We start from the raw sequence: 15,771 nt of genomic DNA on the forward strand, positions 1-15,771 counted from the left end.
CGGCAGCCTTGACTAATCATTGACAAGTGGAGAATATTGCATGTTTTTTCGATTAATGTACCATGTCGTTCTTCCCCTATACGTAGGGTTCATTTTGCTGTCTACAATTTCCCTTGGGAAAGATCTAAATCATGTACTGCTTATTATAGCGGGAGTAACTTTTATTGGAAGTATTCTGATCGAGCCCAAATTTCCCCGATACCTAGCACTATTTTCAACTTTACAAGTAACCTTGTTAGTCTTTTTACACTGGTTCAGCCAATTGAACTGGTGTTATTCGCTGTATATCATCCTGTTAAGCAAATTATTGTTCCAGCATACGCTTAAAGTCATGAAAGCCACATTCCTGGGCTTTGTTGTCATTACCCTTTATACAATGATCCGGCTATCTTATACGCCATCGCATTTATCCAGTTTCTTTGCCATTGCTTCCGACTTTTTGACTTCGCTAGCCGTGGTGTTGATCATTCAATACATAGTCGAGATGGAGCAGCAGAAGAACCGGTTAAAAGAAGAGAAGCTTCGTGACGAAATGAGATTTGAGAATGAAAAAATGAAACTGCTCGGCGAGCTGGCTGCCGGTCTTGCCCATGAGATCCGCAACCCGTTAGCCATTATCCAAGGATTTCTTCAGCATTCCAAAACACGGAGCTTCAACATTGAGCCTTGGTATGAACTGATTTACGGCGAAGTTGAAAGAATGAATAGCCTGACCGTAGAATTCCTGCAATTTGCCAAACCGAATCCATCGGCCTTTGACTTGATTCAAGTTCATCATTGCTTAGAGAAAGTACGTCTCTTAACGGAGACGAAGTCGATACATCTCGGCCATCGCATGATATACACCGAGTTCAATGAAAACTTATTTTGCCGGATGGATCTGGATAAAATGCTGCAAGTGCTCGTCAACATGATCAATAATGCGCTCGAAGCTATGGATAACAAAGGCACAGTGACGGTGAAGCTATCGAAAGATACACAGGATGCTGTCATTGAGATTCAAGATACGGGGCGGGGAATCCATGACAAAGATCTTCAAGACATTTTTCATCCATTTTTTACCACGAAAACAAATGGCACCGGTTTAGGGTTATCCATTTGCCAAAAAATCGTCCAAGATCACGGGGGGACCATTCAAGTGAAGAGCAAGCTGCAGCAGGGGACTACTTTTACGATCAGACTGCCACTCGGCGACGTTGCCTAAAGGAGTGATGAGGAAATGGAGCATGAAATGATGATCAACTTGCCCATTCAGCCTGATGAAGTCCCGGCTTTGAGAGAACGGGTAGGATGGGAGGGGCGGCACTCGGATTATCCTGTTTTATTTGAGCGCTGTAATTTTTGGGCGGGGATCAGAGACGCAAACAAAGCGCTTATTGCCTTCGGGTATATAGCCGGAATGGGCTTGCAGCATGGCTACATGGAAGATATCATTGTCCATCCCGACTATCAGCGACAGGGAATCGGGCAAGCTTTGGTCAAGAAATTACTCGAAGAAGCCGAACGAACGGGGATTGAGATTGTAACACTGACATATGCTTCAAAGCATGAAGCGTTTTATACGGATTGTGGATTCACAGCATGTCCTGGGGGCATATGGCGGAGGCGATAAGCAAAAAGCGGTAATAGAACGACCAACCGTTCCGTTACCGCCAATTTGCGTTTTATTTTGACTGTGAAACTTGATGCAGGTCGATCCTGGCGACCCCGTAGAGGTTAACATCTGGGAAGCGTATATACGCACGGCTGTAACGCATGCCGAACAGGATGTTTCGCTTGTGGAGCTGGAACGTGCCGCTTTTTATGAGCGCTGCCGGAACGCTTATGCCGTCGTGGCTACGGGTGAAAGCGCCTTGTATGCGAACCTGATCATTCGGAAGGGCGTTGTGGCGGCGGGGTGATCTCCGCCTTGCGGCGCCGTTAGTGTCCAGCAGCCAAGCTCCCCTGGTTTTCCTTCATCTATCGATAATGCTATACTGAGCGGAGAACTGATTATTTGTTAAAGTGAGGAATGATTGGATGCTCAAAGCCGTGCTTTTCGATATGGATGGCGTCATTATTGATAGCGAGCCGCTGCATTATCAAGCCGAAAACCTGTTAATTAAGACATTTGGATTTGAAATGACTGTAGCAGATCTCGAGGTTTATGTGGGCATGAGAGACCCGGATATGCTGACCCAGATTATTAAGGACTATAATCTGCAAGTTTCGATGCCAGATATGCTGAGCAGGCTGCAAAATCAAAAGCTTTCTCTGCTGAAAGAAGCCGATGCTTACGCCATCGATGGTATCGTGGACTTGATACAAGCAATTTCAGAGCAACATATTCAGATCGGTCTCGCTTCGTCGTCATCCCGTATTTTTATTGAAGCCGTGTTGGATAAGCTGGGTATTGCTTCTCATTTTCATTGCATGATTAGTGGGTATGAAGTGGAGAGAGGCAAGCCGGATCCGGATATTTTCTTGAAAGCTGCCAGCCTGCTCGGCGTCTCCCCCGAAGATTGCTTGGTGATTGAGGATTCAGGCCATGGCGTGAGGGCAGCGAAAGCTGCAGGCATGAAGTGTATTGGCTATCGGAACCCGAATTCCGGCAATCAGGACTTATCTAAAGCCGATCGAATCGTTCATTCGATTAGGGATATTCATTTGAAAGATTGGATGGAATAAGCGTTTGAGTCGATATCGTGATCGACTATTTATGGGGAAAGCCGGCGGAACTCGTGTTGCTGCCGCTGCTGACCAAGCGATCGGACCGGAGCCGGGCTTTGACCTGGATCCAGATTGGCTCTGTAGCGGGTCCAACGGCTGCTGTGCCATCCGTAGCGCTGCGCTCGGCCAACTTCCAGCTGCTCGGCAGCGGCCAAGGGTCGGTCACGGCGGCCGGCTATGTTGCGGAGCTTCCAGCGCTCGTTGACACGATCGCAGCTGCAAGCTGAACGTGGAGCCGGTCACGTATCCGCTTGCTAAAGTGGCGGAAGTTTGGCAAGCAGCATCGCATCAGGGGCAACGAGTAGTTTTTGTTCCATAAGCGAAGCCAGAGAAGTACAATTCAACCACAGTATGAATGTCACCGTTCATATTGTGGTTTTTTTTGCATCAATGAGCAGTTAGATAGCTGTCTAGATAAATCTATTGAACTAGGGTATCGCCCTTTTTCTCTCTATATAGTAAACGCCTATTAAAATGTGCGGTATCACTAGAGCAGGCTATTATTAGGGACATATACTAATATTGCAAACACCCAGATAGACGAATGATCCCCATAAGTAGATGCCTAAGCCTAGCAGATGGAAGGGAGGGGTTAGTAAAGGTGAAGCATTCGAAAGTTTTCATACATCCTACAGCGCGACGTCTAAACATTTTTCATAAACCAGGGGGCTTGCAGCTCGTTTCCAATCTCCAAGCAAGTGTCCCTGAAGAGAGTTGCCATATATCCCAAAGCAAAAAGCCATACAGCTGCACGAAAACGAAGAAAAAAACGTTACGACTGCGAAAATCAAAGTCGCCTAGGGTGATTCAAGTTCGCAAACGAAGTACGAAGCGTTTGAAAAGTATTTGCATTGTATGCTGTAATGACCCGTGCCGGTGCCCAAAACATAAGAAAAAGCACAAGAAACACGGATGTCCCAAAAAACATAGGACGCACAAACGGTGCATGAATAAGCATAAAAAAATAATCATCAAACGGTGCCACAGGGGAAAGCGTGGACACGCAGGACCGTTCGGACCGGAAGGTCCGGCAGGACTCACGGGGCCCGCAGGGCCGGCTGGACCGACGGGCCCTGAAGGGGCGGCTGGGCAGATGGGGCCGACAGGCCTACAAGGTCCCGCAGGCATGCAAGGTCCCGCAGGATCGCGAGGTCCCGCAGGACTGCCAGGACCTCCAGGACCGGCAGGGCCCCCAGGGCCTCCAGGACCGTGTGGACCACCGGGACCTCCAGGACCTCCAGGACCTCCAGGACCTCCAGCGCTCCCAGGGCCCCCAGGGCCGCCCAAACCTCCAGGGCCACCGAAGCCCCCAGGGCCGCCTCAACATGCAAGATCTTCGTGCAATTGCCTCGATCGCCGTATGCAAGACTTTTTAACTCAATTACAAGGAAAAACAGTGAAAGAACTGCACACCCTGGATGTTTCCAACGGTAAATATACCAATGTGAGAATCAAAGCTGCCGAGAACTTTATCTTGAATTTTGTGAGCAACGGCGTCGATCACTTCGTGCCCATTCATCTCATTGCAGGTGTGGAAATATGGGCAGGGGAATATGACAAAAAATGGATCGAAAGCATAGAGAAATCTGACGATAAGCAAACGGATAACTGTGAATCGTCGCCGCTTAAGGGATTTTTCAGCCCATTAGTCGGCAAGTCCCAAGTTGACTTTAATACGCTGGCAGAACAGTTGAATGATGTCATGAATGCGGCTGTCATCGGACTGAATGAAAGCCTTGTCGTTCTATCTACGCGAGATATCGTATTTGTCGTCGCATTAAGCAGCATTTCTGATGTATCCAACATAAAGAACAACTAATGGAATTCCCTTCCGGTCACCAATATTGATCCGTTAAACGCTAAGTTTTGACGTGGATCAGGTGAACGGGAGGTTTTTTGTATATATGACCTTACCGTACAAATGGCTTGTAGTGATAATCGTGGAAATATGGAGAGAGGGGGTTATCCGTTTAGTACAAACCATTGCCAGGTACGTACTATATTTATGCAAGAACCAAATCAATAGCTGGAGGGAAAATAACATGGCGTTTGATTATTCGACACTGGTAGGAAAACAAGTAAGATTGGATCGCGGAGGCCCAGAGTCTCGTCTTGGTCGTGTGGTTGCGGTGGGTACGGATTATGTCGTTCTTTTGAGCGAGAAAGATGGATTGCTTTACTACAACACCCAGCATGTAAAAAGCATGACACTGAATACGAAAGATGCCGTGGAAGCCTATGAATCCAACGTTGCTCAACCTCAGCCTATGACTCTGAAAATCATGGAAGGCGAAAATTTTGCCGCTTTGCTGCTAGGCATGAAAAATCTGTGGTGCCAAGTCAACCGAGGAGGCCATGAGAGTGTTCAGGGCGTACTCTCTGAAGTAAATGATGGTCATATCACAATGGTTGTCAATCATGAATTAGTTACTATCTTTACTTATCATATCAAGAGCATTTCCTATGGCGTTAAAAATGAGAATCAAAATCAAAATCAAGAAGAGAAAAAAGAACAAAAGCAGGATAACAACCAGAAGAAATAATACGCAATTCCTTGTACGGTATCGTAAGGGAAGGGGGAATTGCTGCAAACTCCCAATATTCCCCCTGTCCCGATTCTTTGGCACATACTTAGGAAGAAACACCTCAACTCTTGCTTTCTTCGTATAAATGAACGGGCCGGACCACGAAGTGAGAGGAGGTGAACAATTTGGATCTTTTTCAGAAGCAGCTAGGAGCGGTTATTGATGTTGAATTGCTTGGTGATAAATTTCATACTGGAGTTCTCGTAGATGCGGAGCATGATATATTGGTCATCTATAATGGAGAACGATATATATATATTCCTACATTCCATGTGTTAAATGTCAGTATGAGCAGCCAGCCAAGTTCAGCTGACTACTCCGCTCTTCCTGAAAAGCCAATCAACAATGACAAGCAAATATCATTTAGGAAAATACTGCTGAATGCCAAAGGGATTTTCACAGAGATTTACGTATCCGGACATCAGCCGATTCATGGTTACGTTACACATGTGATGACGAATTATTTTGAATTTTATTCTCCTGTATTCGGTACGATGTTCATTCCACTGAACCATTTGAAATGGCTAACTCCATATAGTGATTACCATACTCCTTACCTGCTGGATAAGAAGTTTTTTCCTGTCAATCCTTCCGCTCTACCATTATCACGCACCTTTGAGGAGCAATTGAAAAAGTTGGAGGGTAGAATCGTTGTCTTTGACTTGGGAAGAAGCCCGACACGGATTGGCTTATTAAAAGCAATTGACAACACGATCCTTCATATGATTACTGCAGAGGGCAAGTCGTTTTATACGAACATTCAACATATCAAAAGTATTCACTCGCCGTCTTTGTAACGGAAATTTAAGGAGGTTATTTGCATGCCTGGAAAAAAAGGTCCTGGTCCTGGTCATGGTCCCGGTAAACATGGAAACGAAAATGAAGAACAAAAGAACGAAACGGTAAGTTCTGAACAAGGAACAAAGGAAACTAGCAAAACAAACGAAGCGGTGCAAAAGGAAGAAAAAGGCAAGGGCGAAGACAAGAAGGGTAAGGACGGGAAAGGCAAAGAAGAAAAGGGCAAGGACGAGAAAGGCAACAAAGAAGAAAAGGGTAAGGACGAGAAAGGCAAAGAAGAAAAGGGCAAGGACGGGAAAGGCAAAGAAGAAAAGGGCAAGGACGGGAAAGGCAAAGAAGAAAAAGGCAAGGACGAGAAAGGCAAAGAAGAAAAGGGCAAGGACGAGAAAGGCAAGGAAGAAAAGGGTAAGGGCGAGAAAGAAAAAGAAGAAAAGGGCAAGGGCGAGAAAGACAAAGAAGAAAAGGGCAAGGGCGATAAAGGCAAGGAAGAAAAGGGTAAGGGCGAGAAAGACAAAGAAGAAAAGGGCAAGGGCGAGAAAGATAAGGAAGAAAAGGGTAAGGGCGAGAAAGACAAAGAAGAAAAGGGCAAGGGCGATAAAGGCAAGGAAGAAAAGGGTAAGGGCGAGAAAGACAAAGAAGAAAAGGGCAAGGATGAGAAAGGCAAAGGCAAGGATGAAAAAGGAAAAGAAGAAAAAGGTAAGGACGAGAAAAAGAAAGAAGATAAAGGCAAGGAAGATAAAGGTAAAGAAGATAAAGGCAAGGATGAAAAAGGCGGCAAAGACAAAGAGAATAAGAAAAAGTAATGGCATCAGGAAGACCTGCGGCTCATGGGCTGTAGGTTTATTTCTTGTAAGGTTATTTCTTGGGTGAATGAAATATCATGAAGTTAAAGGGAGTGGTGTACATGCTCAATCCGCACAAACTGTTTCTGTTAACTTTCTCTTTAACTGTGATTTCTTTCATCATGCTTGTTTTCAATTGGATGGTTCACGATAATGCTGTCGCTTCCTATCTCTTCACTTTGTCAACATTGATTAATGCGAGCTACCTAGCCACAATCTATCGGAAAGAAACAATCCTATTATTGAAAAAAATTTTCCGCAGATCATAAGGCTCCATGTCAAACAGAGCAATTTTTCCACATAAATGGACAATGGAGTGAAACATGAAATCCCGTTCATTTGATAATTTTATTGTAACCGATTACAAATCATTGAAATGAATCGGTCATCATAAAGTTCAATCATGGAAAGGGTGCGTATTGAAATGAAAAGAATGTCTTTAAGGAAAGGACTGGCGGTTCTCGCCATCGCTGCCGCTTGCATGTCAGCAACAACCGTAAGTGCCGCCGCTAGTATTGACTATCACATCTGGTCTTTACAGCAGCCTGACGGTTCGACGATCAGTTCATCGAGTCTCGTTTCAGGTTACACGAGTAATTACTTCTACGCCGCTTCCGACGGTGGTCAAGCGTTCATGGATCCGAATACAGGGTCTACCACATCCGGCTCGTCGCATCCTCGTTCGGAGATGAGGGAACAGAATTCCGGCGGGGGCAATGCGGCCTGGAGTTGGAGCGGGACGAATACGATGACGAATCAGGCGGCGGTCACTTTGCAGGGTGGGGGTTCGAGCGGCTCAACGACCATCGGACAAATTTTTAACAGCACGGATTCCATCCCTTTGGTTGAATTGGAATATACAGCGACGCCGAATTCGCAAGGAGGCAATTTCAAAATTTTATACGAAGAAGCGAAAGGCGCAGGTACCTATACCGAATTAAGTACCAAAGCCGCGCTTGGTTCGAAATTTACTTATCAGCTTGCGCTTTCAGGCGGAACAGCGGCGGTGTCCATCAATGGTTCGCAGGTATTTTCCAAGAAGCCGAGCTTTTCCGGAAAATCTTTTTACTTCAAATGCGGCAATTACGATCAAACGGCGACTGCTGGAAGTGTCAGCACGACGCCATACACGATCGTTGAGCTATATTCCGTAAGCGTCGTACATAACTAAAAGCATAACAAGATTGGTTGCCACTCGCTTTTTTTTGCACATGAAGCCCTTCGGAGCAAGCTCTGTGCTAACTTCCAAAAAAAGGTTGTGTCGAACTGACATCCTGTGTTATTATGTGAAAAATTACAACGGAAGAGCTTCTAGGGATCCGACCGTCAAGTAGGGGCGAACCAAGCGAAGCAGGTCCGGCACGATGCCGGATTACACCGTAAGGGATAAAAGACCTTCGGAAAGTTCCGCCTGTTAAGGCGAAACGGACCGAGGTCTTTTTTGCTTTAGCGAATCAAAGCGAGGGGGGATAGGCGTGGAATCGATACGGGTTACAGAGCTTGGCAAGACGTTTCGCATGAAGCGGAAGCGGGAAGGGTTGACGGGAAGTATCAGCGCGCTTCTGCGCCCGGAATATGTGGAGAAGGCGGCGGTCGAGGGCGTCTCATTCACCGTGCGGCAGGGGGAGAAGCTGGCCTTCCTCGGTCCCAACGGTGCCGGGAAGTCAACGACGATCAAGATGCTGACGGGGATCTTGCATCCGACATCCGGCCATGCTGAGGTGCTGGGACTTAATCCGTGGAAGGAACGGATGAAGCTCTCGCACCGCATCGGCTCTGTGTTCGGGCAGAAGTCGCAGCTGTGGTACCATCTGCCCCCGAGCGATACATTCGAGCTGATGAGCCGCATCTACGAGCTGCGCCGCAGCGATTATGTGCGGCGGCGCGATGAGCTCATCGAGCGCTTCGACATCGGGCCGCACCTGCACACAGCTGTCCGCAAGCTGTCGCTCGGCGAACGGATGCGCTGTGAGATTGCCGCCTCGCTGCTGCACCGGCCGCAGGTGATCTTCCTCGATGAGCCGACGATCGGCCTCGACGTTGTTGTGAAGCAGCGCATTCGCGAGCTGGTTAACGAGCTCAACCGCGAGGAAGGTACGACGCTGTTTCTAACTTCGCACGACGCTGGCGACGTGGAGCGCTTGTGTGATCGGGCGATCGTCATCAATGGCGGACGAATGATTTTTGACGATCGCGTGGAGTTGATGAAGCGCCGCTTTCTGACACATAAGACCGTGCAGCTGGTGCTTCACGAAGAACCAGGGGCGCTGCTGATGCCCGGTGTTCAGGAACAAGAACGGGACGGCGTGAAGGTGACGCTCTCCGTCGACATGGGGGTTACGAGCATCGAAGCGGTACTGTCCCATATAATGGCTGAGCACCGGCTCGTAGATGTCACAGTGGAGGATCCGCCCATGGAGGAAATTATTACGAAGATGTACAGCGCAGGCGTACATGAGCAAGAGGAGGAAGTCGGATGATCGCGTTAACGAAAACGCTTAAATATGTATGCATTGGCCGCATCACGCTGCGTAATCAGCTGGCCTATGTGGTTGACTTCCTTGTACGTTCATTATTTCTGCTCCTCATTTTATATATCTTTTTGCAGCTATGGCAGACGACCTTCGCGGCAGAGGGAGCCGCTTCCATTGCCGGGTACAGCTTCCGCCAGCTGATGTGGTATTTGATCGTCACGGAGTCGATGACACTCGCTTGTCCAAGTTTGTGCACGCGGCTTGAAGAGGAAGTGAAGAGCGGCGATGTCGCCTTTAAACTCGCGCGGCCTGTGAATTTTCTCGCCTTCCACTATGTCGAATATATGAGCGAGGCAGCGGTTCGTTTCAGCGTTAACGCTATCTTAGGTGGGGCGCTTGGGCTGCTTGTGCTCGGGCCGCCAGATGATATCACTGGATTCCTTTGGCTGCCGCTCACCGCGCTAGCTGGATTCACGTTGAACTTTACACTGAACATGGTCCTTGCGCTTAGCTCTTTCTGGGTGGAAGAGACGCGGGGCTTGGAGTTCGTCTACAACAAATTTCTGTTCACCGTTGGCGGGATGCTGATGCCGATCGAGTTATTCCCGGAAGCGCTGCAGCGCATCGTTCGCTGGCTGCCGTTGCAAGGTGTCGTCTATACGCCGGCCAAGACGGCGGTGGCTTTCGAGGCGGGGCGTCTGCCAGCCATGCTCTTAACGCAGGTGGGGTGGATTGCGGTGTTCGCCTGTGTCGCGCTGCTAGTATACCGGAGAGGGGTGAAGAAGCTCAATGTTAATGGAGGATAAAAGTTTACAAGACTCTCGGAACCCTGGAGCAATTAGCGAGTATATGATGCCTGGCAAGTTGAAGCGCCTTCTGCTATTCGTCTTCGCCTGTTGGAAGGCGAACTTGCTCGGAGCGATGGAATTTCGGCTTAGCTTCTTGCTTACGGCGGGAATGATGCTGATCAACAATGTCGTGTGGATCGTGTTCTGGGGCATCTATTTCCGACGCTTCCCCGTAGTGAACGGATGGGAGTTGACGGATGTAATGATGCTATGGGCTGTAGCGGCGGGCGGCTACGGATTGATGGCGATGCTTTTCGGCAACTCGATGCGAGTCGCCAGCTTGATCGCCAGCGGTCAGCTGGACGTCTACCTCACTCAACCTAAGCCAGTGCTGCTGCACGTGCTGATCAGCCGGATGTCCGTCAGTTCGATCGGTGAGGTCGTCTTTGCACTGTTGGTGTATGCGCTCTTCGGCGATCGTTCACCGTTCGGTTTGCTCAAATTCGGCTTGGCGCTCGTAATGTCAGCGCTCATTTTTATTTTTTTCACCATCATTGTCAATTGTTTGGCGTTTTGGCTGGGGAACACGGAGGGGCTCAGCTTTCAGCTGTTCAATGCGCTGCTGACGTTTACGACGTACCCGACGGGTATTTTCCGCGGATTAGGCAAGCTTGTATTGTTTACGGTTATTCCAGCGGGGTTCATTAGTTATTTACCGATTGGCCTATTGCGCCATATGGACCCGGTATTTCTGTTCGGTGCGGTCGGAGTAACGGCACTCTTGACCGTGGGAGGCATCGTATTGTTCTATGCGGGGCTGCGTAGGTACGCTTCCGGGAATATGATGGGGCTGCGCAGTTAGATCATCACCTGTTCGATAAAGTCGCGTCCAACGCGACTTTTTTTTATTTGCTGACGAGCCCATTCCAAAAACCTTTGCAATTGGCAATGAGTTGTGATTAAATAGACTGACGAACGTTCGTAAGGGGGGTTTGAATTGACTTCAGCTAAAATTCGGGAAGTAGCGCTGCGACATTTTGCACGAAATGGCTACGAAGGAGCTTCTCTCGCTGATATATCCGCAGAAGTAGGGATTAAGAAACAATCGATTTACAATCACTATACGGGGAAAGATGAATTGTTCTTCGCTGTCTTTCGCGACGTGGCAGCAAGGGAAATGCTGTTCGTTGAAGACTATTTGGAACAGAGCAGCTCACAGCCGCTGGAACAGGTGTTGTACGGTTTTTTAAATGAATATAGAAAGCGATACGAGCGGGAAGATGATACGAAGTTCTTTTTGCGCATGGCATTTTTTCCGCCCGGCCATCTGCAGCGGGAAATTGTGGACTATTGCAATCACCATATCGATCGACAGGGAGAGCTGATTGAACCATTCTTTGAAGCCGCGGCTCAAAATGGTGAAATGCACCCGGACGTCACGATAGACCGGGCTTCGGCCGCTTTCACTGCGGTTGTGGATGGCATGTTTGTTGAGATGCTGTATGGGGATTTGGAGCGATCTCTCAAGAGGCTGGACGCCTCATGGTACGTGTTCTGGAGAGGGGTCAGAAACAGTTAAAGGAGAATGAAGAATGAACCGCAATTGGATTTATATATTTATCGGTGCGATCTTTGAAGTCGTTTGGGTTATTGGCTTTAAGCATGCAAATGATCCGATTACATGGATCGTTACGATCGCTTCGCTTGCCATTTCTTTTTATCTAATTATTGCTGCTTCGGCGCAATTGCCTGTGGGCACGGTTTATGCCGTGTTTACGGGGTTAGGAACGGCCGGCACCGTGATTGCCGAAATGGTCATATTTGATGAACCTGTGAAACTAGCCAAAATCGTGCTGATCGCCATGCTGCTGATCGGTGTGATGGGCTTGAAGTTGGCGGGACGATCTGCCGCTTCGAAGGAGGTGGAATGAACATGGCTTGGGTATCGTTAGTCATAGCTGGCATGTTTGAGGTGGTGGGCGTGCTGGGAATGAACCAGATCAAGCGGGATAATAATATTAGGGCTTATCTTCTTTTTTGCCTCGGTATTATCATGAGCTTCTTCTTTTTAAGCCTGTCCTTAAGGAGTTTGCCAATGGGTACGGCTTACGCCATTTGGACTGGAATCGGCACGGTTGGCGGCGCGTTGGTCGGCATGATATTTTTCGGCGAATCCAAAGAGTGGCGCAGGCTCCTGTTCATTGCCATGGTGCTAGCTGCAGCCGTAGGGCTAAAGCTAATTGCTTAAATAGATGATTACGCGGCTGCCAGCGCAATGGGTAGCCGCGTTATACTATCGGCAGGAAGCTGTGGTAATATTAGGGAATAAGGAGGGGGTTGCTTGAAGAGTCGCATGGGATTCATTGTTGCCATTTGTAATGTACTGATCTTGAGTACCAGCATGACGGTTTCTGCTTCGCAAACACCTGCCACAACTTCGATTGAACTGCCGCAGCCTGGCGAGGATACGATTACATTGCTTGATGATACGCTTCTGTATGATAACCTCATGGAGATAGACGGTGTCATAGCGCCACAGACGGTGAAAATTTTAGACAGTAAGAAAGTTCGCTGGGGTCATGGTGAAGGTTATCTCATCACCATGTACCTGATCTCCACCTGGTTAGGTGAGAAATGGATTGTGCCCGAGCGGGGATTGCTGTGGAATCCAGTGCCTTTTGTCACCGAAGTTGATCTCGGTTCAATTGAACCGCTGTATAACGATCCTCAGCTGCTGAAGCCAACAGGCGGACAATTAGCGCCGCAAATTGTCACTACGGTAGCCAAGTGGGGCGGTAACTATTTGATTGAAACGAAGTCCGGCAACAAGTGGATTCGACCGAGTTATCCGTTTTTTGAGGGAGTCAGAGAAGTCCAAGAAGAAGTGACATTGTCGCAATTGACGCCGCTCACCAAGTTTCCCAGCGGTTATGGAACCGGGGCTGCATTGACGCCGCAGACCACTCAGGTTAAGGAAGTGTGGCGGAATTATCATCGCATTGATTCGTGGTTAGGGCCGGTCTGGTTTAAACTTTACGAAGGGGATGCCGTCGACGAGCATCTCAACTTGATTGTCAATTATGGTTATCGCTACAAGGATGATAAGGATCCGAATCTGACACATCTTGAAGCAACCGTTCAGCTCGGACCCCATCAACGCGAGGAGATGAGCCCAGCTCAGGCGGCTGAAACAGCCCCAGTGCCGATTCCCATCGCATTTACCGTCAATTTTTATGATGAACGGGGACAGCGCGTAGGTACTTCGAGAACTAGCAAAGTGGAACTCCTGAATGATAAAAGCGAGAAGATCAATTTGCAAGTTGAAGGTAATTTGGACAATTGGTTGGGCTATTCGACCGTTCAGATCGGATCGTTGTCAGGTATGAAGACGGATACGAATCCATCTGCTGCTATGGGTATTGTTGATCCGAAGCAAGCAAACCTGCGGATCGGCGATCTTCGCGTGAGACTGGATGGGGCGTATAGTGTCATCCATGGACAGTACTCGTTAGTTGAGGCTGGAGCGCATCAGGTCCAAGGGCGTCTTCGTTTCCTAGATGCGAACGGCCAACTCTTGGGAATTGTACCGCTAGAGCTTCGGACGAACACAGCATCTCAAGGTGGCGATTCGCTGGAGGCTTTTGAATGCGTGATCTCCGGGAATGTGAAAAATTATGCAGCTGTTCAACTAGAGGTTGATTCTATTCATTCGGTTACTCCTAGATGACTTCGGTAAGAAGCAATAATATCATTTCATTTACATATTAATAAAATCGAGGGGTGTCTCTACAACCATACATGTGGCTAGTGACACCCTCGTTGTTTCACGGACGAATTCGTTAAACTTTAAACTTCCCCACCAGCATGTGCACTTGTAATATTTATTCGACATTTTCATTTAGTACGGGAATGCTAGCACTGCGTTTCAGGAAAAATTGCGTATATTTTTTGGGCATCTATTGTTAGCTGAATCTGGCAGTCATATAATAGACGTAAGAGTTGTATTCGCTTTCAAGGGGTCAATCGACTACATTACTGAAAGGGCGTGCCAATGAAGGACATGTATAAAACGGTCATGATGAAGCCTCAAGATCATGTAGCTATTGCGTTAGCAGCTATTCCTGAAGGAGCTGTTGTCCAAGTCGTATGTGACTCGCAAACGCTCAACGTACAGCTTAAGGATGGAATCGAATTCGGCCATAAGTTTGCCGTTGTTCCGATTGCTGAAGGCCAAGATATTCTGAAGTATGGTGAAGTGATTGGCGTTGCTCTTAGCGATATCGAGGTTGGCAGCCATGTCCATGTGCACAATGTAGAAGGGAAACGCGGAAGGGGAGATAAGCTTGGTGACAGCGTCAAACCATAAGTTTTGGGGGTACCGACGACCGGATGGTCGAGTTGGTGTACGTAACCATGTTCTGATATTGCCCACGATCACATGTGCAACGCAAGCGGCCAGACAAATTACGGAACTCGTACATGGAACCGTTAGTTTTATTCATCAGCATGGCTGTGCTCAAGTCGGGATTGACTATGAACAAACGTTTCGGACCTATGCCGGGATGGGGATGAATCCGAACGTGTACGGAGTCGTCGTGCTCGGTTTGGGTTGTGAAACGCATCAAGCCCGCAGCGTAGCGCAGGACATTGCGGCTACAGGCAAACCGGTGGAGGTTGTGTCGATTCAAGATGAAGGCGGGACCTTAATGGCGATTGCACAGGGAGCGAAAATCGCAGCCAAGATGGTGCAGGATGCATCGGCACAATTGCGAGAACTGTGCGACTTCAGTGAACTTATGATTGGGACTGAGTGCGGCGGCTCGGACGCTTGCTCGGGCATATCCGCGAATCCTGCTGTCGGTGTGGTCAGTGATAAAATTGTAGATGCCGGCGGAACGGCGATCCTCGCGGAAACGACAGAGTTGATCGGTGCCGAGCATCTGTTGGCTCAACGTGCCGTTGATGACAAAGTATCCAAACGGGTATATGAAGTGATTGCGGCGATGGAGAAACGCGCGTTTCATATGGGCGTCGATATACGTACGGGTAATCCGAGCCCGGGCAATATCCGAGGCGGTTTAACCACACTCGAGGAAAAATCGCTTGGCGCCGCCAATAAATCAGGCAGCCGTCCGCTGCAGGAACTGATTGATTACGCTCAGCGTCCGTCACGCAAAGGGCTCGTGTGGATGGATACCCCAGGTCATGATATTGAGCAATTGACCGGTATGGTCGCGGGAGGCGCGCAAATTGTGCTCTTTACGACGGGGAGAGGAACGCCGACGGGCTCACCCATTGCGCCGGTTATTAAGATTGCAACGAATACGCCGATCTTTCAAAAAATGAGCGAAAATATCGATATGAATGCGGGAACCATTATCGACGGTGTAGAAACTATTCATGCCGTCGGCGAACGCATCTTTGACGAAATTGCTTCCGTCGCTTCCGGCAAGCTGACGAAGGCTGAAATTTTAAAGCAGCATGATTTTGGCATATGGCGGATTGGCCCGACGTTTTAAGGGGAGGATTCGGTAGCGGAAAAGGTCGCGGAAATCGCGGCTTTTTTCTTTTTAAT

At 48.3% G+C, this 15,771-nt stretch carries 19 protein-coding genes; all 19 read left to right on the forward strand.

Going from position 1 to position 15,771, the window contains the following annotated elements:
* Positions 1 to 40 precede the first annotated feature (40 nt).
* Positions 41 to 1,204 (forward strand): two-component system sensor histidine kinase NtrB, encoded by a 1,164-nt coding sequence (locus O9139_RS04645; RefSeq protein WP_270878278.1) that lies wholly within the window; start codon positions 41 to 43, stop codon positions 1,202 to 1,204.
* A 15-nt stretch (positions 1,205 to 1,219) separates the two neighbouring features.
* On the forward strand, positions 1,220 to 1,612 hold the full coding sequence (locus O9139_RS04650; protein ID WP_270878279.1) for a GNAT family N-acetyltransferase: 393 nt from the start codon (positions 1,220 to 1,222) through the stop codon (positions 1,610 to 1,612).
* A gap of 73 nt (positions 1,613 to 1,685) precedes the next feature.
* Positions 1,686 to 1,901: an RbsD/FucU domain-containing protein gene (locus tag O9139_RS04655; RefSeq protein ID WP_270878280.1), complete on the forward strand. Its 216-nt coding sequence runs from the start codon at positions 1,686 to 1,688 to the stop codon at positions 1,899 to 1,901.
* A 118-nt stretch (positions 1,902 to 2,019) separates the two neighbouring features.
* Entirely contained in the window at positions 2,020 to 2,667 is a 648-nt protein-coding gene (locus tag O9139_RS04660) for an HAD family hydrolase (protein ID WP_270878281.1), read from the forward strand.
* A 17-nt stretch (positions 2,668 to 2,684) separates the two neighbouring features.
* Entirely contained in the window at positions 2,685 to 2,936 is a 252-nt protein-coding gene (locus O9139_RS04665; RefSeq protein ID WP_270878282.1) for a hypothetical protein, read from the forward strand.
* Positions 2,937 to 4,105: 1,169 nt separating this feature from the next.
* Complete coding sequence (locus O9139_RS04670) at positions 4,106 to 4,528, forward strand: hypothetical protein (protein WP_270878283.1); 423 nt, start codon at positions 4,106 to 4,108, stop codon at positions 4,526 to 4,528.
* 223 nt (positions 4,529 to 4,751) lie between these two features.
* Positions 4,752 to 5,252, forward strand: coding sequence for a hypothetical protein (locus tag O9139_RS04675; protein WP_270878284.1), 501 nt, complete (start codon positions 4,752 to 4,754; stop codon positions 5,250 to 5,252).
* Positions 5,253 to 5,419: 167 nt separating this feature from the next.
* Positions 5,420 to 6,091 carry a DUF2642 domain-containing protein gene (locus O9139_RS04680; RefSeq protein WP_377524242.1) on the forward strand — a complete coding sequence of 224 codons (672 nt, stop codon included), beginning with the start codon at positions 5,420 to 5,422 and terminating at the stop codon, positions 6,089 to 6,091.
* Between the two features lie 24 nt (positions 6,092 to 6,115).
* A complete protein-coding gene (locus O9139_RS04685; protein WP_270878286.1) occupies positions 6,116 to 6,895 on the forward strand; it encodes a hypothetical protein in 780 nt (259 codons plus the stop codon).
* A 463-nt stretch (positions 6,896 to 7,358) separates the two neighbouring features.
* Positions 7,359 to 8,105 carry a polysaccharide lyase family 7 protein gene (locus tag O9139_RS04690; protein WP_270878287.1) on the forward strand — a complete coding sequence of 249 codons (747 nt, stop codon included), beginning with the start codon at positions 7,359 to 7,361 and terminating at the stop codon, positions 8,103 to 8,105.
* Positions 8,106 to 8,409: 304 nt separating this feature from the next.
* The gene (locus O9139_RS04695) at positions 8,410 to 9,414 is read left to right on the forward strand and encodes an ABC transporter ATP-binding protein (RefSeq protein ID WP_270878288.1); all 1,005 of its coding nucleotides are present in this window, start codon (positions 8,410 to 8,412) and stop codon (positions 9,412 to 9,414) included.
* A complete protein-coding gene (locus tag O9139_RS04700; RefSeq protein ID WP_270878289.1) occupies positions 9,411 to 10,214 on the forward strand; it encodes an ABC transporter permease in 804 nt (267 codons plus the stop codon). The genes O9139_RS04695 and O9139_RS04700 overlap by 4 nt, the downstream gene beginning before the upstream one ends.
* Positions 10,215 to 10,257: 43 nt before the next feature.
* Positions 10,258 to 11,058, forward strand: coding sequence for an ABC transporter permease (locus tag O9139_RS04705; protein ID WP_270878290.1), 801 nt, complete (start codon positions 10,258 to 10,260; stop codon positions 11,056 to 11,058).
* 135 nt (positions 11,059 to 11,193) lie between these two features.
* A complete protein-coding gene (locus tag O9139_RS04710; protein ID WP_270878291.1) occupies positions 11,194 to 11,775 on the forward strand; it encodes a TetR/AcrR family transcriptional regulator in 582 nt (193 codons plus the stop codon).
* Positions 11,776 to 11,788: 13 nt separating this feature from the next.
* Complete coding sequence (locus tag O9139_RS04715; protein WP_270878292.1) at positions 11,789 to 12,127, forward strand: DMT family transporter; 339 nt, start codon at positions 11,789 to 11,791, stop codon at positions 12,125 to 12,127.
* Between the two features lie 2 nt (positions 12,128 to 12,129).
* Positions 12,130 to 12,444 carry a DMT family transporter gene (locus tag O9139_RS04720; RefSeq protein ID WP_270878293.1) on the forward strand — a complete coding sequence of 105 codons (315 nt, stop codon included), beginning with the start codon at positions 12,130 to 12,132 and terminating at the stop codon, positions 12,442 to 12,444.
* Between the two features lie 93 nt (positions 12,445 to 12,537).
* Positions 12,538 to 13,923 carry a hypothetical protein gene (locus O9139_RS04725; protein ID WP_270878294.1) on the forward strand — a complete coding sequence of 462 codons (1,386 nt, stop codon included), beginning with the start codon at positions 12,538 to 12,540 and terminating at the stop codon, positions 13,921 to 13,923.
* Between the two features lie 324 nt (positions 13,924 to 14,247).
* Entirely contained in the window at positions 14,248 to 14,562 is a 315-nt protein-coding gene (locus tag O9139_RS04730; RefSeq protein ID WP_270878295.1) for a UxaA family hydrolase, read from the forward strand.
* Positions 14,543 to 15,715 carry a UxaA family hydrolase gene (locus tag O9139_RS04735; protein WP_377524248.1) on the forward strand — a complete coding sequence of 391 codons (1,173 nt, stop codon included), beginning with the start codon at positions 14,543 to 14,545 and terminating at the stop codon, positions 15,713 to 15,715. Before O9139_RS04730 ends, O9139_RS04735 begins: the two co-directional genes overlap by 20 nt.
* Positions 15,716 to 15,771 lie beyond the last annotated feature (56 nt).

Source organism: Paenibacillus aestuarii (assembly GCF_027789125.1).
In the GTDB taxonomy this organism is placed as follows: Bacteria; Bacillota; Bacilli; order Paenibacillales; family NBRC-103111; genus Paenibacillus_E; species Paenibacillus_E aestuarii.